Annotated in this window: 19 protein-coding genes; 11 read left to right on the top strand and 8 right to left on the bottom strand. The window is 57.2% G+C overall.

Annotated elements, in window-relative coordinates; genetic code table 11:
- Window positions 1-55: 55 nt before the first annotated feature.
- The 5 genes from I2D57_RS04360 to I2D57_RS04340 all read right to left on the bottom strand — a co-directional run bounded on the left by I2D57_RS04360 (window position 56) and on the right by I2D57_RS04340 (window position 6,156).
- Window positions 56-619, bottom strand: coding sequence for a DciA family protein (locus I2D57_RS04360; RefSeq protein WP_324249199.1), 564 nt, complete (start codon window positions 617-619; stop codon window positions 56-58).
- Entirely contained in the window at window positions 606-1,712 is a 1,107-nt protein-coding gene (gene recF / locus I2D57_RS04355) for a DNA replication/repair protein RecF (RefSeq protein ID WP_195361612.1), read from the bottom strand. The genes I2D57_RS04360 and recF overlap by 14 nt, the downstream gene beginning before the upstream one ends.
- A 9-nt stretch (window positions 1,713-1,721) precedes the next feature.
- Window positions 1,722-2,825: a DNA polymerase III subunit beta gene (gene dnaN, locus I2D57_RS04350; protein ID WP_138341047.1), complete on the bottom strand. Its 1,104-nt coding sequence runs from the start codon at window positions 2,823-2,825 to the stop codon at window positions 1,722-1,724.
- A gap of 238 nt (window positions 2,826-3,063) precedes the next feature.
- The gene (locus I2D57_RS04345) at window positions 3,064-4,788 is read right to left on the bottom strand and encodes a DnaA ATPase domain-containing protein (RefSeq protein WP_324249198.1); all 1,725 of its coding nucleotides are present in this window, start codon (window positions 4,786-4,788) and stop codon (window positions 3,064-3,066) included.
- Between the two features lie 15 nt (window positions 4,789-4,803).
- Window positions 4,804-6,156: an ATP-binding protein gene (locus I2D57_RS04340; protein WP_195361611.1), complete on the bottom strand. Its 1,353-nt coding sequence runs from the start codon at window positions 6,154-6,156 to the stop codon at window positions 4,804-4,806.
- 345 nt (window positions 6,157-6,501) lie between these two features.
- On the opposite strand from I2D57_RS04340, the gene rpmH reads away from it, so the two are divergent.
- The 9 genes from rpmH (at window position 6,502) to I2D57_RS04295 (ending at window position 11,541) form a co-directional block, all read left to right on the top strand.
- Window positions 6,502-6,636 (top strand): 50S ribosomal protein L34, encoded by a 135-nt coding sequence (rpmH, locus tag I2D57_RS04335; RefSeq protein ID WP_019127408.1) that lies wholly within the window; start codon window positions 6,502-6,504, stop codon window positions 6,634-6,636.
- A gap of 20 nt (window positions 6,637-6,656) precedes the next feature.
- Window positions 6,657-6,995, top strand: a complete 339-nt coding sequence (rnpA, locus tag I2D57_RS04330) for a ribonuclease P protein component (RefSeq protein WP_195361610.1) — start codon at window positions 6,657-6,659, stop codon at window positions 6,993-6,995.
- A complete protein-coding gene (yidD, locus tag I2D57_RS04325) occupies window positions 6,992-7,216 on the top strand; it encodes a membrane protein insertion efficiency factor YidD (protein WP_195361609.1) in 225 nt (74 codons plus the stop codon). The genes rnpA and yidD overlap by 4 nt, the downstream gene beginning before the upstream one ends.
- Window positions 7,217-7,245: 29 nt before the next feature.
- Entirely contained in the window at window positions 7,246-8,016 is a 771-nt protein-coding gene (locus I2D57_RS04320) for a YidC/Oxa1 family membrane protein insertase (RefSeq protein WP_006236192.1), read from the top strand.
- A gap of 44 nt (window positions 8,017-8,060) precedes the next feature.
- Window positions 8,061-8,630 carry a Jag family protein gene (locus I2D57_RS04315; protein WP_022093802.1) on the top strand — a complete coding sequence of 190 codons (570 nt, stop codon included), beginning with the start codon at window positions 8,061-8,063 and terminating at the stop codon, window positions 8,628-8,630.
- A 96-nt stretch (window positions 8,631-8,726) separates the two neighbouring features.
- Window positions 8,727-9,464 carry a 16S rRNA (guanine(527)-N(7))-methyltransferase RsmG gene (gene rsmG / locus I2D57_RS04310; RefSeq protein WP_229055626.1) on the top strand — a complete coding sequence of 246 codons (738 nt, stop codon included), beginning with the start codon at window positions 8,727-8,729 and terminating at the stop codon, window positions 9,462-9,464.
- Window positions 9,465-9,598: 134 nt separating this feature from the next.
- Entirely contained in the window at window positions 9,599-10,399 is an 801-nt protein-coding gene (locus I2D57_RS04305; RefSeq protein WP_022093800.1) for a ParA family protein, read from the top strand.
- On the top strand, window positions 10,392-11,297 hold the full coding sequence (locus tag I2D57_RS04300; protein WP_195361607.1) for a ParB/RepB/Spo0J family partition protein: 906 nt from the start codon (window positions 10,392-10,394) through the stop codon (window positions 11,295-11,297). The genes I2D57_RS04305 and I2D57_RS04300 overlap by 8 nt, the downstream gene beginning before the upstream one ends.
- Window positions 11,287-11,541, top strand: coding sequence for a hypothetical protein (locus I2D57_RS04295; RefSeq protein WP_149926478.1), 255 nt, complete (start codon window positions 11,287-11,289; stop codon window positions 11,539-11,541). Before I2D57_RS04300 ends, I2D57_RS04295 begins: the two co-directional genes overlap by 11 nt.
- A 198-nt stretch (window positions 11,542-11,739) precedes the next feature.
- On the opposite strand, the gene rlmN is transcribed toward I2D57_RS04295, so the two are convergent.
- On the bottom strand, window positions 11,740-12,792 hold the full coding sequence (gene rlmN / locus I2D57_RS04290) for a 23S rRNA (adenine(2503)-C(2))-methyltransferase RlmN (RefSeq protein WP_055287295.1): 1,053 nt from the start codon (window positions 12,790-12,792) through the stop codon (window positions 11,740-11,742).
- An 85-nt stretch (window positions 12,793-12,877) separates the two neighbouring features.
- Between rlmN and I2D57_RS04285 the strand changes: the two genes are divergently transcribed.
- Together I2D57_RS04285 and I2D57_RS04280 are read left to right on the top strand one after the other, a co-directional pair.
- Complete coding sequence (locus I2D57_RS04285) at window positions 12,878-13,843, top strand: D-alanine--D-alanine ligase family protein (RefSeq protein ID WP_195232624.1); 966 nt, start codon at window positions 12,878-12,880, stop codon at window positions 13,841-13,843.
- Window positions 13,837-16,731, top strand: a complete 2,895-nt coding sequence (locus tag I2D57_RS04280) for a helicase C-terminal domain-containing protein (protein ID WP_195361606.1) — start codon at window positions 13,837-13,839, stop codon at window positions 16,729-16,731. Before I2D57_RS04285 ends, I2D57_RS04280 begins: the two co-directional genes overlap by 7 nt.
- Here I2D57_RS04280 and I2D57_RS04275 read toward each other — a convergent pair.
- Together I2D57_RS04275 and I2D57_RS04270 are read right to left on the bottom strand one after the other, a co-directional pair.
- A complete protein-coding gene (locus I2D57_RS04275) occupies window positions 16,728-17,645 on the bottom strand; it encodes a helix-turn-helix transcriptional regulator (RefSeq protein ID WP_138374272.1) in 918 nt (305 codons plus the stop codon). The genes I2D57_RS04280 and I2D57_RS04275 overlap by 4 nt on opposite strands.
- Window positions 17,632-18,654, bottom strand: coding sequence for a helix-turn-helix transcriptional regulator (locus I2D57_RS04270; RefSeq protein ID WP_195361605.1), 1,023 nt, complete (start codon window positions 18,652-18,654; stop codon window positions 17,632-17,634). Before I2D57_RS04270 ends, I2D57_RS04275 begins: the two co-directional genes overlap by 14 nt.
- Window positions 18,655-18,717: the final 63 nt, after the last annotated feature.

Here is an 18,717-nt window from a genome sequence, read left to right as displayed (position 1 = left end):
AAAAAATACCCTCGGGAACGAGGGTATTTGGCTCTACAAGGCCACCAGATGCGATTTAAGGCTCTTTTTTGCTTTCTACGCCCTTGGCCCACTCGGCACTGGCTCTCATGGCATTCTCGAGGGCCTCGCGCAGTTTTTGGTCTTCGATGGGCGCCACTTGGCGCTCAATCTCGGTGCGCTCGGCCTCACTGAGGTCGGCGTGCGGAGCCGGCGGGCGCTCGGTCGTCGCCGGGCGCAGGCGCTCCCTGGCAGCGGGTGGCGTGTGACCGGGCGCGGTGGTTTTGAACACCAGGCCGTCCACATGTGCACCGGCGCGCTCCATACGTGCGCGGATGATCTCGCGCAACAGCGTCATTTCCTGCGTCCACGAGGGCGAGTCGAGGTACACCAGCAGCTCATTGGACTCGGGCAGGTAGCGCAGGCCCGTCACATGGCGCCCCTCGCGCGTGCCCGAGCACACCGCATTCCAGGCGCGATAGACCGCACGAGATTCCTCTGCAGCCTCCATCTGCGCGCGGCGCTCAGGCGTCGCGGCCGCCAGGATGCGCTGACGCTCTGCGTTCAAAAACCCACTGAAGGCGACCGTTTCGCTCTCGCGCTCGTAATTAGCACGTCTCACCCATGCTCACCACCTTGGCTCGATCAAGCAGGTCATCGGTAAAATACCCCAGGTTGGTCGTGGTTATGACCGTCTGGATATCATCGCCGATCAACCGCAGGAAAGCACCGCGACGCTCGCCGTCGAGCTCGCTCATCACGTCGTCCAAAAGCAGCAGTGGGGCGGTGCCCAGGACATCGCGAGCCACGGCCACCTCCGCCACCTTCCAGGCCAGCACCAACGTTCGCTGCTGGCCTTGGCTGGCAAACGAACGGGCGGAGCGACCCGCCACGGTAAACTCAATCTCATCGCGATGCGGTCCCACCAACGTCACGCCGCGGCGAATTTCCTCGTCGGCGTGCTCATCAAGGGCGGCCAGCATGCGCTCGTACGCCCAGCCCTTCAGCTCTTCGCGATCCCCGACCTGGGGCAAATCCCCCAGCGTGGACGTATAGGTCACGTTGGCAGCCTCACCGGACGCCACTTGCCCGTAGGCAGTACGCACATGGCCCGCCAGCCGGTCGAGCAGGGCCAACCGGTGCACGAGCAGAGCCGCGCCCGCGCGGGCAATCGAATCGTTCCACGCGCCGAGCATCTCGCGGCAGCACCAGGCCTCCTTGAGCAAGGCGTTACGCTGGGTCACGCAGCGCCCATAGGTGCTCGCAAGATCGGCATAGCGTGCGCTCAGTTGCATGCCAAAGTCATCGAGGGCGGCACGGCGCACACTGGCGCCTCGCTTAACCATGTCCAGATGGTCGGGGCAAAACAGCACGCTCGGCAGGACCCCGCGCACACCGGCGGCAGAGCATCTCTTGCCGTTGCGGCTAAACGAGCGCTTACCGTCCTCCGCGCTCAATCCCATATCAAGCACGCGGCCGTCGCCCTCGAGCCTCAGTTCGACCTTGCACGAGCCCGCGCCGTCATGGACGAGCTCGGCGGCGGTCGGATGCCTAAACGAGGCGCCGCTCGTTAGCAGCTGCAGCGCCTCTATGAGATTGGTCTTTCCCGCCGCGTTGGGTCCCGCAAGTATCGTCACGCCCTCGTCCAGGGCAAGGCGATAGCTATCGAAGCTGCGGTAGTGCGCGACGGAAAGATCGCGGGCGAACATGGTCATGGCGCAGCGCTAGATGCGGACCGGCATGACCAGGTACAGGTAGTTGATCTTGTCGTAGGACTTGAAAATACCCGCCTGCGAGTAGCTCTTGAGCTCCAGCGTGATCTCCTTCTCCTTGGACAGGGCATTGAGGCAGCCGAAGATGTAGTGGTAGTTGAAGGCGATGGTACCCGACTCGCCCTCGGCCTCGACATCGATCGTCTCCTGCGCAAGGTCCTGGTCATTGGAAATGGAGGACAGGCCCATCTGCCCGTTCTCGACATCAATCTCGAACTTGACAGCGGGGTTGGCGCTCGCGATAACGGCCACGCGCTTGAGGGCGGCGTTAAAGGCGGCGACGTCGATCTTGACGCTCGTCACGCACGAATCGGGGATGAGCTGCTTGTAGTTGGGGTACATGCCCTCGATACGGCGCGACACGTAGGTGGTGTTGCCGGCCTCGAAGACGACCTGGGTGTCGGTAGCCCCGATCATGATGGTCGCCTGGCTGGCCATGATGTTCAGCGCGTCGTTAAAGGCGTCGGCCGGAACGTTGAGCTCAAAGGAGCCCTCGAGGGTCGAGGTCTCGACCTGCGTATCGCACACGGCCAAGCGGAAGGAATCGGTCGCCACCAGGCGCACGGTGTTGTTCTCGACCTTCATGTGCACGCCGCCCAGGATGGGGCGGGCCTTGTCGGTCGAGGTGACGCGCCACACGCGGCCGACCATCTCGGACAAGATATCGGTCGGCAGCTCCACGGCACTCTCGATGGCATAGGCCGGAAACTCGGGGAAGTCATTGGCATCGAGCGTGTTCAGGCGGAAAGAGCTCTTCTCGCAACCAATCAGCACCTGGCGCTCGGACAGCTCAAAGGTGACCGGGGCATCGGGGAGGGTCTTAGTGATATTGGAAAGCATCTTACAGGGGATAACCATCTCGCCCTCTTCTTCGACATGCGCCGCGATGCGATGACGGATCGAGATGGTGTAGTTAGAGGTCTGGAATTCCAAGATGCCGTCTTGCGCCTTGACGAGCACGCCCGACAGGATGGGAAGGGTGGATGCCGAAGCGACACCCTTCATAACGACGCCGATGGCTTGTGTAAGCGAGCTCTGGCTGACGGTGAACTTCATCTTTTAATACCTTTCTATAGATATAAATATCTTAATAATAGTAATAGCACTGACGAAACCGTTGATTACTCCCAAAGACGCAGGTCAGACCCAGAAAGAGAATCGACAACAACCTGTGTGCAACGGGGGTGGTTTTCCACGTTCAAAACCTGCGCAAAACTTTTCATCACCGCGGGTTGGGTTTTAGACACCTTATGCCCGTGGTTTCGACAAGTTTTCAACAGGTGTCTCTATTTCCCTACGAGCGCAGTGTAATTTTATCGCGCAAGGACTTGAGGTCTTCGGTGACGGTGCGGTCTTCCTGGATCATCTTCTGGACCTTTTTGTAGCTCGTGCTGACGGTCGAGTGGTTGCGGTTGCCAAATTCGGCGCCCACCGCCGTGGTCGTCATCTCGCACATCTCGATGGCCAGGTAGATGGCGATATGGCGCGCTTTGGCGATATTGGCGTTGCGACGCGGGCCGATGAGCTCCTCGTGCGTCACGCCGTACTGCTCTTCAATGACGGACTGAACCGTTTGCACGTTGATCTTTTTGGCCGATGTGTCGAAGTACTGGCCGGCGATGGCGTCGATATCGTCAAAGGTGAGCTCTCCGCCCTCGCGCTCGCGGTCGCCCGCCTCGCCGGCGCAGCGCTCGCAAAAGCTCTCGAGTTCGCGGATGTTGGTGCCCGAGACCTCGGCCATGTGTTTAAAGTGCTCGTCGGTCAGGTGTCCGCCGTCGCCCCCATAGGCCGCCAGCAGTGAGTCGTCGCCCGCCTCGGGAGCGGCGACGATGGTGTTCTCGTAATAGCGCTGCAAGATCTTGTATTTCATCTCGTAGCTGGGCTCTGCGACCAGGCAGAGCATTCCGGCGTTGAAGCGGCTGGTCAGACGCTCGTCCATGCTCAGGTCCTTGGGGGCGCGGTCTGCCGCGATGACGACCTTCTTGTTGTTGCGGATGAACTCGTCCATGAGCTGGAAAAAGTAGTCCACACTCGCGCGCTTGCCGATGATGTTTTGGATGTCATCGATGATGAGCACGTCCACGCCGTGGTACGCCTGCATGATGGGGGCGTTGCTCTTCTTTTGACGGTCGAACTCGGTCATCAGGTCGTCCAGATATGCCTGGGAGTTGGCATACTTGACCTTGATCTCGGGCGACTTTTCGGCGAGCTCGTTTTTGATGGCGAGCAGCAGATGGGTCTTGCCCAGCCCCGATTTGCCATAGATGAACAGGGATGTGCATGTGCCGCGCTCGTCCGCGAGGGCGGCAAACTTGAGTGCCGAGCGATAGGCATGGCTGTTCTCGGGGCCGTAGACAAAGTTCTCAAAGGTAAATTTTGAGTTCGCGGCGAGCGGGGCTCCATCCGTATTCTGCTCGGCCGGCACGGTCGGTGCTGGCATGGGTGAAGCGGGGGCCGCAGCTTGCGTGGATTTAGTCGGCGCTCCGCCCTTCATCTGGTTCATCATGCGACGAAAATCGTCGGCCGAGAGCGTGTTCTTGATTGCAATGCCCGAATCCGCGCCCGCCGCTGCGTCGTGAGCGATGGGCATGTGCGTGACGGGTGCGTTCGTTGACGTCGCCGCCGCGCTCGTCAACGGTGCCATTGTTTCACGGGAAACATCGCTGTGCTGGTGCTCGATTGTCGGCACATCGCCTGCGGAGGCCGGCACCGCCGGGGAAGCAGCGGGAGCCGTGGCGGGCGCCGTGGCGGCAGCGGATTCCGTCGCGGCGCCTTGCGGTGCCACGATGTCGAGAGCAATCGGTGCAAAGGCGATTTCTTCCAGATAGGCCTCAATAGTCGGCTGATGCTTTTTGAGCTGCGCGATGGCAAAGCGCGAGGGGGCCTCGATCGTGAGCGTATCTTCGGTCAGGCTTATGGCGCGCGATTGCCCCAGCATGTTGATGAGGCGTGCATCTTGGCCGTCGCGCTGGCAAAAGGCGATGGCATCCCCCAGGATGATGCTTGCTTCCTCGTCCACTGTCTCTCCCGTTCTTTAGCTCTGAGCTCGCACGCGAGCGGCGCCGAGTTCGGTCAGATGGTATTTCTGGCCATGCTTGATGACCAAGCCGGCCTGCGCCAAGTCATTGAGCGTGCGTGACCAAGTGGGGGCCGAGTTTCCAAACGCCCTCGCAAGATCGGTTGCGCCGCACGCTTGATTTTGCGCCAGATAGCCCAGCGCGGCGTTGCCGCGATCGCTTACGAACACGTCCGGTTGTGGCTGTGCATACTGATTTACTGCATTAGGATACATCATTTGAGCTGCTGGTTGTTGAGAACTCTGCGTCGGCGGCATTTGCTGTTGAAAACTTTGAGGCCACTGTTGGTAAGGCTGCGGAGGCGTCTGCTGGGCCCAGGGGTTGTACTGCTGCTGCGGCATCTGCTGGTACGGCTGCTGATATCCCTGCTGGTACTGCTGCGGGAACTGCTGGCCATACCCCAGTGGCGGCATCTGCTGATATGGATATCCCTGTTGGTACGGCTGATAGCCCATTTGCTGGCCACCCGGCGCCCCCGTCGCCTGCTGCATTGCTGCTGCATCCTGATCAGCCAGCGGCATGGCCTCTGGCATGTTTGGCGGCATCGACATAGATGCCGCCTGGGGTTCTTGTGTGGGAAGCATTCCGGGCTGCTGCATCTGTCCCACGGGGGGCTGCATCTGCTGCGTTGCCACGGACTGCTGCGCAAAAGCTCCCGGCAGGGGATATGTGGGCTGCTCCGTCTCGGGCCGCACGGCAGCGCCGCGTCCGCCGGCACGCTCGATTTCCTGCACGCGTTTAGGGTTCAGGCTTACCGTAACCACGGTGCCGTTGCCCATGTTGTCCTCGATGGATACGGCACCGCCGGCGTTTTCCAAATACTCCTGCACCATGGGAAACCCTGCTCCGGTTCCACGGATATAGCGCTTCATCTTGCTGTTTGCGCTGGTAACGCCAAAGTCGAAAGCACGTTCCTTGTCGTCGATGCCGGGTCCTTGGTCAGCAAAGCGGATGGTGTCTCCGCCGTCCAGAATCGAGATGATGGGCTCGGCAAAGTGTGCGTGGATAAAGTTTTCGACAATCTCGCGGATGACCATGAGCGAGATATGGCCACCTTGTTCTTTCATGCACTGGTAGACGGTGTTGGTCGTCTCTTCCAAATACGTGCGGACATCTTGCGGATCAATGACGATCACCCGCGGTGTCGACAGCATGTCGTCATAGACGGCGATGCGCGCGGCGTACATGGCTTTTGGCGCCTGCGTGGTCGTCTGCTCGCCTTCCGCACGCTCTTCGTGCACGCCGGTGATGTGCTCGTTGTCGGGTGCCGGGTCTCCGGAATCGACCATGGTGTAAAAGTCGTCAGACATGCCGCTCGCAATCTTTCAAAAGGTTTCGAACAAATAGTAGCTCACCGTGCAACGTTTCTCATCTTTCGACAACTTTTCAAAACTTGTTGAAAACTTTGGAAAACGGGTGAAAAGTTCTCAACATTGCCAACATGACCTGTTGAAAACTCGATGAAATATCGTGAAAGGTTGCCATGAGGCGCAAATTTCGGTTGTGCTTATGGGGGAACCGTGTGAACTGCGCAACCTTTTACCTTTGATTTCTTGACATTTGAACATTGATTTCCCTACAATCTTCAAGCTCACGTGTCTATATCTGCGTCCGCGTCCCCGCGGACACTCGAAATGCAGCAGGAGGAACTTAAGATGAAGCGTACGTATCAGCCTAATAAGCGTAAGCGTGCCAAGACCCATGGCTTCCGTGCCCGTATGGCCACTAAGGGTGGTCGTGCCGTGCTCGCCCGTCGTCGCGCCAAGGGCCGCAAGCGTCTCACTGTCTAGCAGCGATACACACATCTCGCATGAAGACTATTAAGTCTCGGCAAGATTTCGAGCATGTGTTCAGTCAGGGGCGTCGTTTCAATCACCCTCTGATTCGAATGACCATATGTGAATCGGTTGGCGAAGGCGACTCCGGAAGGGTCGCCTTCGTTGGTGCTAAGCGACTCGGTTGTGCCGTCGTGCGCAACCGATCTAAGCGTGTGATGCGCGAGGCCGCCCGCAGCTGCGGATTTCCCGTTGCGGGTTATGACATCATCTTGTTTGCAGCTCCCAAGACGAGGGTTTCCTCGCCGCAGGAGATGGACAAGGCGTTGCGTTCGCTTATGAAGCGCGCCGGCGTTGCCGGGGAGGAGCGATGAGCAATCACGTTTTGCGACGTGTTGCCATCGCTCCTATTCGCATATATCAAAAGGTTATTTCGCCCTTATTGCCTGACGCCTGCATTTATTACCCAACGTGCTCGCAATACGCCATCCAGGCGATTGAGAAGCACGGTGTTTTGAGAGGCTGCTGGCTTGCCGTGAGGCGCATCGCTCGCTGCAATCCCCTGCACGTCGGCGGTTATGACCCTGTGCCCTAGCGGGCACTCGCTATCGGAGGAAAACTTACATGTGGGATTGGATCGTTAACATCCTTTTCGAGCTGCTCAAGCTCATCCAGACCTTTGCGGTCGACTGGGGCCTGTCCATCATCATCCTGGTGGTCATCATCCGTCTGCTGCTGACGCCGCTCATGCTCAAGTCGACCAAGTCGACGGCTCGCATGCAGGTGCTGCAGCCCAAGATGCTCGAGATCCAGGAGCGCTATGCCGACGATCCCCAGCGTCAGGCCGAGGAGATGCAGAAGTTCTACAGCGAGAACAAGTTCAACCCCATGGCTGGCTGTCTGCCGCTGCTGATTCAGATGCCTATCCTGTTCGCCCTGTTTACATTGCTGCGCAACCTGCCGCAGTACTTTAACGACGGCACGTTCTCGTTCTTCAACATCCTGCCCGACCTGACCACCACGCCGAGCGCTTCCTTTGCCGATGGCTTTATGGTTGCACTGCCCGCGCTGGTTTGCCTGATTCTGTTTGCCGTCCTGACCTTGATTCCGCAGCTCTATATGTCGCGCAACCAGACCGGCCAGCAGGCTCAGAGCATGCGTATGATGGCCGTTGTCATGACGGTCATGATGCTTTGGATGGGCTGGAGCCTTCCCGTTGGTGTTCTGCTGTACTACGACGTCTCGTCTGCTTGGCAGGTTATCCAGCAGATTTTTGTGACGCAGAAGGTCATCGACAAGGCGAAGGCCGATGAGGAGGAGCGTCTTAAGAACGCTCCGCTGCAGGTTGAGGTCACTCGTCGAGAGAAGAAGCCGCGCCCGCACAAGAAGAAGTAGTGGGATATCAATCTTATTTAGGTACCTAACTTTTGGAGTACGTTATGTCTGAAGAGATCATCGAGGATATGCTTGAGGAGGTTGCCCCGCAGGTCGCGGGCGATTATCCCGAGATTGCACAGCGCTACAAGGCTGGTGAAGAGCTGACCGATGAGGAGCTCGACACCATTGCCGATGTTGCGATTTCCATCCTGCGTTCCATCCTTTCGCACTTCGATGCCGCCAACTCTCCTATCGATGAGTATGAGGGCGACGAGGGTGAGCTGATTTTGGATGTAACGGCTCCCGACCTTGCTGTTCTCATTGGCCGTCATGGTCGCACCCTTGATGCCCTTCAGGTTATGTTCTCTTTGCTGGTGAGCCGCAAACTTGGCTTTAGGTATCCGGTTGTAGTGGACGTAGAGGGATACAAGAGTCGCCGTCAGGACAAGGTTGCTTCCATGGCTCAGTCTGCTGCCGAGCGTGCCATCCGCACTCATAAGAGTGTTTCGCTTCCGCCCATGAATGCCTACGAGCGTCGACTGGTTCACATTGCGCTTCGTGGCAATGATGCCGTCGATACTCATTCTGAGGGTTCTGACCCTGATCGCCATGTGGTGATTGTTGCTCGATAATCTTCTCGAGCTTATGCTAAGGGGACGTGGTTTCCACGTCCTCTTTTTTTGTCAAAAGTTCTCGATACACTGATTTTTGTCAGAAAGGAGCTTTCGTTGTTAGTACTTACTGATCAGCAGGCTGACGAGATGTTGAGTCGTCTAACTTCCTATTGCAAAGAGTATTCCTTGAGCGTAACTGATGTTGAGCTGAGGAAATGTATTCAGCATTTGGATTTGGTTCTGGAAACAAATAAGACAACCAATCTCACCCGTATTCTTAACGTAGAAGATGCTGCAGTACTTCATATCCTCGACTCACTTGTTTTGCTCCCCTATATCAACAAGGCTCCTGAGGGAGCTTTGCTCGATATGGGAACAGGTGCGGGCTTCCCTGGTATTCCATTAACCATAACCACGCATCGTAAAGCTACTTATATTGACTCTGTTGGCAAGAAGGTTGATGCGGTTAATTCCTTTGTCCATGCTCTTGGATTGAAACATGCTCATGCGGTTCATGATCGTCTTGAAGAATATGCTCGAAGCCATAAGAAGCAGTTCTCTGTTGTAACCGCCCGCGCACTGGCCCCTCTACCGATTCTTGTTGAGTATGCGGCTCCGTATCTGAAGGATGGAGGGCTATTTGTTATAACCAAGGGCAATCCTTCGGATGAGGAGCTTGCTTCCGGCATGTCAGCAGCTAAGATTTGCGGCTTCACTTTGCTTCTGAATGACGCAATTGATTTGCCTGAAGGCTTGGGTCACAGGGAGTTCATTGTTCTTAAGAAGAGTCATCCAGCATCTGTCTCATTGCCTCGTGCAAATGGCGTGGCAAAGAAGAATCCGCTTGCCTAGATGTTTCACGTGAAACATAATGGATACTAACAACTTGCAGTGTTTCACGTGAAACATGGCGGTTGATATCGATTCGGAATGTTTCACGTGAAACATCCTCCGTTTGACAGCTTTAATACACACCAGGAGGGACCGTGGGATTTCGCGACGTTAAGCGTTCTAAGAGCGCAAAAGACACGCGTATCATTGCAATCATCAATCAAAAAGGCGGCGTCGGTAAGTCAACGACGGCTGTAAACCTTGCAGCAGCACTGGGTGAGCAGGGTCGTAAGACACTGATTGTCGATTTTGATCCGCAGGGAAACAGCACCAGTGGATTCGGAATTGAAAAAGAAGACCTTGATCACTGCATCTATGATGCATTGTTGAATGATGTGCCGGCAGAATCACTTGTTCTTGATACAAATTGCAAAAAGGTATTCGTAATTCCAGCTACAATTCAGCTTGCAGGCGCCGAAATTGAGCTCGTAAGCGCAATTGCACGTGAAACCCGCCTCAAAGATTTGCTTGAGCCGATTCAGGACGAGTTCGATTTTATTTTCATTGACTGTCCTCCTTCGCTCGGCCTGCTTACTATCAACGCTTTGACCGCAGCAGACAGCGTTTTGATTCCGATCCAGTGCGAATATTACGCACTCGAGGGTGTTACGAAGCTGCTTGAGTCAATGAAGATGGTCAAATCAAGGCTGAACAAGGGCTTAGACACCTATGGTGTGCTTATGACCATGTATGACTCGCGTACTTCACTATCGAATCAGGTTGTTGAGGAGGTTCAATCGTACTTTGGTGATAAGGCGTTTAAGACGCTAATCCCCCGTACGGTTAAAATCTCCGAAGCTCCGTCTTTTGGAGAACCAGTAATTACCTATGCACCTCAAAATAAGGGTGCAAAAGCATATATGAACCTTGCAAAAGAGGTGATCAAGCGTGCCTAGTGTAAAGAAACGTGGCGGATTGGGACGTGGACTGAATGCTTTGGTCTCAGAGGCCGAGTATGAGACCGGCGGTTCGGCTGCATCGGCTTCAAATGCTGCATCTGAAACAAAACTACCTATTGAGGATATCGTTCCCAACCCTAATCAGCCGCGAATTCACTTTAACGAAACTGAACTTCGCGAGTTGAGCGAGTCAATCCAAGAACATGGCGTTTTGCAGCCGCTTTTGGTTCGCAAGCATGGAAACGGCTATGAGATCATCGCTGGTGAGCGTCGTTACCAGGCGTCAAAGCTTGCTGGCCTTGAAGAATTGCCAGTCATCATTAAAGAGGTAAATGATGAAGAGATGCTGGCTCTTGCTCTTATCGAAAACCTTCAACGTTCAGATCTGAATCCCGTCGAAGAGGCTAAGGGCTATCGACAGCTCATCGATGCCAGCGGTATGACACAGGAGGCATTGTCGAAGGCAGTAAGCAAGTCACGCTCTGCAATTACAAACTCGCTGCGTCTTCTCGATCTCCCCGAAGTAGTTCAGCAGATGATTTTTGAGGGTAAACTTACTGCTGGTCATGCACGTGCGATTCTTGCAGTTCCCTATGAGGATGCTCGAATTCGACTTGCAGAGAAGGTTGTTGCAGAGGGCCTTTCCGTAAGAGCGACAGAAAATCTTGCTCCGTTGTTTTCTGCCGGAGAGACACCTAAGACGCCGAGGCCTGCAACCCCTCAGTCTTTTAAAAAGGCAGCCCGCGTGCTTCGTCAGGTTTTTAATACCAACGTGCGTGTGAAGAGCTCGCGTGGAAAGAATAAGATTGAGATTGAGTTTAAAGACGAGGAAGAGCTCTCTCGTATTCTTGGCGAAATGATTCAGTTTGATCAAGGAGGCCAAGATGAGGAATAGAATTTTAACTGCGATTGCATTGGCGACGACTGTCGCGGCTGGTGCCTTTGCTGGCTATAAGATCGCGACAGACGATGAACTTCGAGGTCGTTTGCTTCGTAGTGCGCAAGATATTGTCGATACATCCAAGAAGAAAATGGATGTTATGACAGAAGATGTTGCAATGCGTACTGCTCAGGTAACGAAGAATCCCAAGATTAATCAGGGTTGGGTCAGCAACCAATGGGAAAATGTAGGCTATTAGGTACCTAACAATTACTTAGCATATTGTGATGGGTCCTTGTCTGATTCACGAGACAAGGACCCCTTATTTTGGCCGTAAAAATGGGACCAGTAGCAGCTGAATCAAAATTAAGGTCAATAAATGAAACGACCCCGGTTGCATATCCTGCAACCGGGGTCGTTCGATGTTTAACATGAAACGTTTTGGGGTGCGACTCCCCTATGCGTTCTTCTGAACTTTGAAGCGCTGCTTCAGCTGTCCGCAAGCGGCGTCAATATCGTTACCACGGGAGTTACGAATCGTTGTCTCGATGCCACGGGACTCAAGGCGACGCTGAAGATCCTCAACCTTATGAATCGGCGACGGCTTGAGCGGGCTACCCTCGATGTCGTTAAGCTGAATGAGGTTAACGTGGCACAGCGTTCCCTCGCAGAAGTCGCAGAGCGCCTGCATTTCCGGATTCGTATCGTTGACGCCTTCGATCATGGCATACTCATAGGTTGGGCGGCGGCCGGTCTTCTCGGTGTAGAGCTGAAGCGCTTCGTGAAGGCGAAGCAGCGTGTACTTCTTAACACCGGGCATGAGCTTATTGCGCGTCGACTGGATGGCGGAATGCAGGGAAACGGCAAGCGTGAACTGCTCGGGGATGTCGGCAAATTTGCGAATACCGGGAATAACGCCGCTGGTAGAGACGGTGAGGTGACGAGCGCCGATACCGATGCCATCGGGGTCGTTGAGGATTCGCAGCGCCTTGAGAACCTCGTCGTAGTTGGCAAACGGCTCGCCCTGGCCCATGAAGACAACGCTCGTGGCGCGCTCGCCAAAGTCGTTGGATACATGAAGTACCTGGTCGACGATCTCTTGAGCGGTCAGAGAGCGCTTGAGGCCGTTGAGACCGGTAGCGCAAAAGGCACAGCCCATGCCACAGCCTGCCTGGGTGGAAACGCAGACGGAAAGCTTGTTACGACGGGGCATGCCGACGGTCTCGACGGAAACGCCGTCGTGGTACTCGAGCAAATACTTGCGAGAGCCATCTTTGGAAACCTGCTTGGTGAGTTCAGTTGGCGTGTCAAAGGCAAAAGCCTCTTTAAGCTGCTCGCGGAAAGCCTTGGGAAGGTTGGTCATATCGTCAAACGAACAAACGTTCTTCTCAAAGACCCATTCGATGAGCTGCTTCGCGCGGAAGGCGGGCTGGCCAAGCTCGGCCACGAGCTCGCGAATATCGTTTTGGCTCAAGTCGCGAATGTCCTGAGATTTAGTCCTGGGATTCATGGAAGCCTTTCGATTTTGGGGAAACGTAGAGGGTATCGCTACAATATGGTATCAGCTGCAGAAATTATAGAGGAGGAGTCTGCCCATGCCGGGTAAAAGCCTAGAGAACATGCACGTAGCGGTCTTGGCGGGCGGTCATTCCGCTGAGCGCGAGATCTCGCTCAATTCGGGAAAGAACGTCGTGGTTGCCTTGAAGGAGGCCGGCTACACTTCGGTGGAGCTGCTCGATACGGCCGCTGATGACTTTATGGTAACCATGGCAACCGGGGGCTTTGACGTGGCGTTTATCGCCATGCACGGAGCCGGCGGCGAGGATGGTGCCATGCAGGGCGCCATGGAGACCCTGGGTATCCCCTACACGGCCTCGGGCGTGCTTGCCAGCGCCTGCGGTGCCGACAAGGAGGTCTCTAAGCTCTTGTACGCCAAGGCGGGCATCCCCATTGCCCCCGGCCTCGCGCTCGAGGTGGGCGATGAAGTCGATATCGATCATATCGTCGAGGTTTGTGGCGAGCGCTGCTTTGTGAAGCCGGCCGTCAACGGTTCCAGCTATGGCATTTCCCTGGTCCATGAGCCCTCCGAGCTGCCCGCGGCAATCGCCAAGGCGTTTGAGTACGGCGACAAAGTGCTGGTCGAGAAGTGCATCGAGGGTACTGAGATCACCGTCGGCGTGTACGGCGAGGACGACGTGCGCGCTCTGCCGATTGTCGAGATTCGTAAGCCCAAGGACTGCGAGTTCTACGATCTGGACGTGAAGTATGTCGACCCTACGGACATCCATCGCATTCCGGCGCAGATTTCACCCGAGAATTACACTCGCGCTCAGGAGCTTGCCTGCGCTGCTCACAAGGCCCTCGGTTGCCTGGGTATCTCGCGCAGCGACTTTATTGTGAGTGAGGACGGCCCCGTCATCCTCGAGACCAATACCATTCCCGGCATGACCGATACGTCGCTGTATCCGGATGAGATTCGCCACACCGACGACATGACGTTCCCGCAGGTCTGTGACAGCCTGATCCGTATGGGCCTTCGTCGAGCGGGCATTGCATGCTAATCGAGGACGCGGTTTCGTCAGGAACGCCGCAGTTTGTCATCGACTCCTATGCCACGCTTGCCGAGCGCGCCAAAACACAGTCCTTCGGCCTTATCGAGGAAGATGTGATCGTCCTCGATACCGAGACCACGGGTCTTTCGGTGCAGGACAATGAGCTGATCGAGATCTCGGCGGCCCGCCTTTCGGGCCGCGAGGTCGTCGACCGCTTCGATACCTTCGTGCATCCCAAACAGCTGATTCCCGCCGAGATTACCGAGCTCACGAGCATTACAAATGCCGATGTGGCAGATGCCCCGTCGGCCGTTAAGGCCGTCGCTGCTCTCGCTGATTTTGTCGGTGGTTGCCCGGTGATCGCACATAACGCCACGTTCGACCGCTCGTTTATCGAGTCGGTCAAAGGCGGCGTCAACGTGAGCGATATTTGGATCGATTCGCTGGCGCTGTCGCGCATCGCGCTTCCGCGCCTGGCCTCGCACAAGCTGTCTTTTATGGCCGATCTGTTTGCCTGTGACTCGGTATCACACCGTGCCAATGCCGACGTCGACGCCCTGTGTGGCGTATGGCGCGTGTTGCTCGTGGCGCTCACCGACTTGCCTCAGGGCCTCATGGCGCGCCTAGCCGACATGCATCCGGACGTGCCTTGGTCCTATCGTCCTATCTTCTCATTCTTGGCGGGGCAGAACCCTGGTTCTATCTTCTCTCTCAGCGCCGCTCGTGCTGACGTTCTCAAGGCCGATCGCGCCGACGATCGGGTGGACGCCGAAGAACTGCCGGTCCTCAAGATGCCGAGTCGTGAGGAGATTGAGGCAGACTACGCGCCGGGTGGCCTGGTCAATCGCATGTATCCCACCTACGAGCCGCGTGATGAGCAGATCGCGATGGCGCTCGAGGTCCGCGATGCGCTGGTCGCGGGCACTCATCGTGTAATTGAGGCGGGCACGGGCGTCGGCAAATCGATGGCCTATCTGGTGCCTTTTGCCGAGGCAGCGCGCCGTAACAACATCACGGTTGGTATTGCGACCAAATCGAACAATCTTGCCGACCAACTCATGTACCATGAGCTGCCAAAACTTGCCGAGCAACTGGACGGTGGTCTGTCATTTTGCGCTCTCAAGGGCTATGACCACTATCCGTGCCTGCGCAAGCTTGAGCGCATGAGCCGAGGCCAGGTCGAGATTACCACCAAGCGCGACCCGGCGGACACGCTCACGGCGGTCGCGGTCATTATGGCGTACGTCTGCCAATCAGCCGATGGCGACCTCGACTCGCTCGGCATTCGGTGGCGCAGCGTCAACCGCCCCGACTTTACGACGGCCTCGCGCGAGTGTGCTCGTCGCCTCTGCCCGTTTTTCCCTGATAAATGTTTGGTCCACGGCGCTCGCCGTCGTGCGGCGCATGCCGATGTGGTGGTCACCAACCATTCCCTGCTGTTCCGCAATGTCGCGGCCGAGGGCAGGATTTTACCTCCGATTCGTCATTGGGTAATCGACGAGGCCCATTCCATCGAGCGCGAGGCGCGCCGTCAGTGGGCGCGCGTGGTGTCGGCGGACGAATCACGCGTTCTGTTTGAGCGCCTGGGTGGCTCGAGCACCGGCGCGCTAAGCCAGGTTTCCCGTGATTTGGCAACCTCCGAGGGCTCTACGCTCTACCTGGGCCTTACTGCCAAGGCGACGTCGACGGTTGCGCGCGCGAGCATGGCAATCGCCGACGTGTTCGATGGCGTTCGCGAGCTCGGTCGCCGTGCCCGTGGGGGTTATGACAATGCCAATCTATGGATTGGCCCCGAGTTGCGCGAATCTGACGACTGGCATGATTTCTTACAGTCGGCCTACACTGCCATCGACGCATTGGAACAGGCAGACAAGAGAGTCGACGCGCTGGTGCAAGCCGTCGCCGCCGACAAGCCCGAGGTTGTTGTCGACCTGGGTGATATCTCGCGTCGCCTGCACGAGCTGGCCGAGAACCTCAAACTCATCATCGACGGCACCGATGAACACTACGTGTATTCGCTGCAGGTCAATCGCAGGCTGCGTGCCGGCGGAGAGTCGATGACCGCAGAGCGCATCGACATTGGCGAGGCCTTGGCAACCGAGTGGCTGCCCGAGGTTCACACGGCTATCTTTGCCTCGGCGACTATGACGGTGTCCAAAAGCTTTGAACACTTTAACCATGCGGTCGGCCTCGATCGCATCGGTGCTTCAACATCCTCATCGCTGCACTTGGACTCGAGCTACGACTTCGATTCGAACATGGCTGTAGTCGTTGCGGGCGATATCCCCGATCCGCGCGATCGCGAGAGCTATCTTACGGCGCTCGAGCGCGTGCTGGTCGACGCCCATCTTGCCATGGGCGGATCGGTGCTCACACTGTTCACCAATCGGCGCGACATGGAAGACCTGTACGCCCGCGTTGAGCCCAAGATGGCCCGTGCGGGTCTGGAGCTCGACTGCCAGCAGCGCAACTCATCTCCTCGTCGCCTGCGCGACCGGTTTATCAACGAGCCGACCTCGTCGCTTTTTGCGCTTAAGGCCTTCTGGGAGGGGTTTGACGCCAGCGGCGAGACGCTGCGTTGCGTCATCATTCCCAAGCTGCCGTTCTCGAGCCCCACGGACCCGCTCTCGTGCGAGCGCAACCTGCGCGAAGACCGCGCTTGGGCGCGCTATTCGCTGCCCGAGGCGGTGCTCGAGGTTAAGCAGGCGGCCGGCCGCCTTATCCGCTCGTCGACCGATTGCGGCGTGCTGATTCTGGCCGACCCGCGCCTGGTGACGAAGGGCTACGGAAAGAAGTTCTTAACGTCGCTGCCCACGAGCTCCTACCAGCGCATCGAATCGGCGCAGATCGGTCACTATCTGCAACTGTGGCGCGCACGTCACGAGCGGCGGCGCTAAAGCGGACAGACGAGGGTTTTTGCCATATCGCACAGACGCTTTGACAGGGCGGGGTCATCCAAGATGCGGATGGCTCCGCCCGCTGCGATTACCTGGCTCAGTAGCCAACGCTCGGAGCCGTAATGCACGGTTACCGTTGCCATGTCTGCCCCGCTGCGCTCGATTAGGGTGATGCCGGCCCAGTCCAGATGCTCCGCCATATCGAATGGCATCAAGAGCTTTGCGCTACGCTGCGTCCGGGCAAGGGAATCGTGGAGGGATGCGACGCCCGGTGTGTGAGGCACGACGGAGTCTTCCGTCAAGGTGAGTCCCTCGATTTTATCCATGCGATAGGTGCGCTGCTCATCGATCGCGATGTCCCAGGCAATCAGGTATGTTTGGTCGCCGTTTGCCGTAATGCGCAAGGGGTCGACCAGACGCTCGCGTGGCCGCGCATCGTCCATCGAGCGATAGGAGATGCGGCAACGAACACCGTCCTGAATGGCGCAGCTCAGCTGCTGCCAGTGCGACCCGTGGTTGACGGTGTCAAAGACGCGCTGGTTATAGCCGAGCTCTTCGGGCAGAAGGGCATGTCGAATCCGAGCTGCCGTCTGCGGCTCGATCCCCAACGATTCAAGTTCATGGTTGAGCACGGCGCCCTCGGCGGCACTCAGGCGCAACGGTAGCACGCGCCCGGCGTCACCAGTGAGGGCCACGCGCTCGCCGCGGCATTCGCAGATGATGCGCGCGCCCGATTCTCGGTCCGCGAGCGTCGAGACGATCTCGAGAATCTCGTCGAGCGACGCCCCCGTGATGTCAAAGCGGCTGCAAATCTCGGTTCGTGTCATGCCGCCATCGCCGGCGGCGTAGAGGGCCTCCATGATGTCGATGGCGCGCGAGAGTCTCTGCTCGCTGGTGAGTTTACGCACGGGCATGCTCGTGCACCGTCCTTTCTATGAGGTGGTTCCACGCCTGCTTGAGCGATTTGGGGGCCATGGGCCTCATGCCGTCCATGGCGTGGGCCATGCAAAATGAGGCGGCGGCTTCAAGGTCGCGCACGTCAACGGTCCAGATCCATCCCGCATCGGTGTGTGTGAGCTCACCTCGCCCGCGCGTGAGGCCGTTGATCATATCGATCTGCGTCTGAGGGGCGAACGAGAACGTGGCTGCAACGGGCGGTCGGTCGGCGAAATCGAATTCAAAGAACAGATAGTCGTTGAGATTGAAGTCCGCAGGGATGGCGTAGGCCTTCGAAGGACGCCATGCGCGAACGATACGGTCGCAGCGGAATGTCCTGATGTCGTCGGTGACATTGTCGAGGCCGCAGAAGTACGCCACGCCCTCGCGTTCGAACATGCCGTAGACACAGACGGTACGTTCTTTCTGCTCGCCGCGTCCGTTCTGATATAAAAATCGCAGCGCGCATCGCTCGGCAAAGGCGCTCCATACCGCATCGACGGTGGGAGAGCGGCGGATCGGTGCTTCGTCCACCGCCGACATGCCGGTGAGGTAGGCAATTTTGGAGCGAATATCGGCAAGCGGCGCGGCAAAGGTGGAAGAGCCGGCCGCTAGCGTCTGGTCGATGGCGTTGAGTAGGATGTCGGCGTCGTCTGCGGTGATGAGGCCACCTGCTGCAAACGTGTGCTCGCGGTCGATTGTCCACGAGCTTTCCTCGGTCTCCTGCGCACCGGCGGGGCGAACTTCCTTGATTAAGATGCCACGCTCGAGCAGTTTGTCACGATCGCGCCGAAACTTGCGCTTATCCGAGTCGATGTTGCCCGAGCCATATCCCAGGTCAGAATCCAAGACGATCTGCTCGGTCGTCAGCGGTTCGGGGGAGCTGTTGAGCACAAAGAAAAGATTGAGGATGCGCTGAGCCGTTTTATCGAAACCGGGCTCCGAACTTCCCTTTTTAATTGTCGCGGTCGCGTCGCTTGCCGTCATAGAGTCCTCGCATGAGAAGGTGGTTTGCTGCCATGATTTTAGTCCGATATGGAGATTAGGCTA

It is taken from the genome of Collinsella aerofaciens (assembly GCF_015553355.1).
Classification (GTDB): domain Bacteria; phylum Actinomycetota; class Coriobacteriia; order Coriobacteriales; family Coriobacteriaceae; genus Collinsella; species Collinsella aerofaciens_V.
This window is presented reverse-complemented; position numbering and strand designations above follow the sequence as displayed.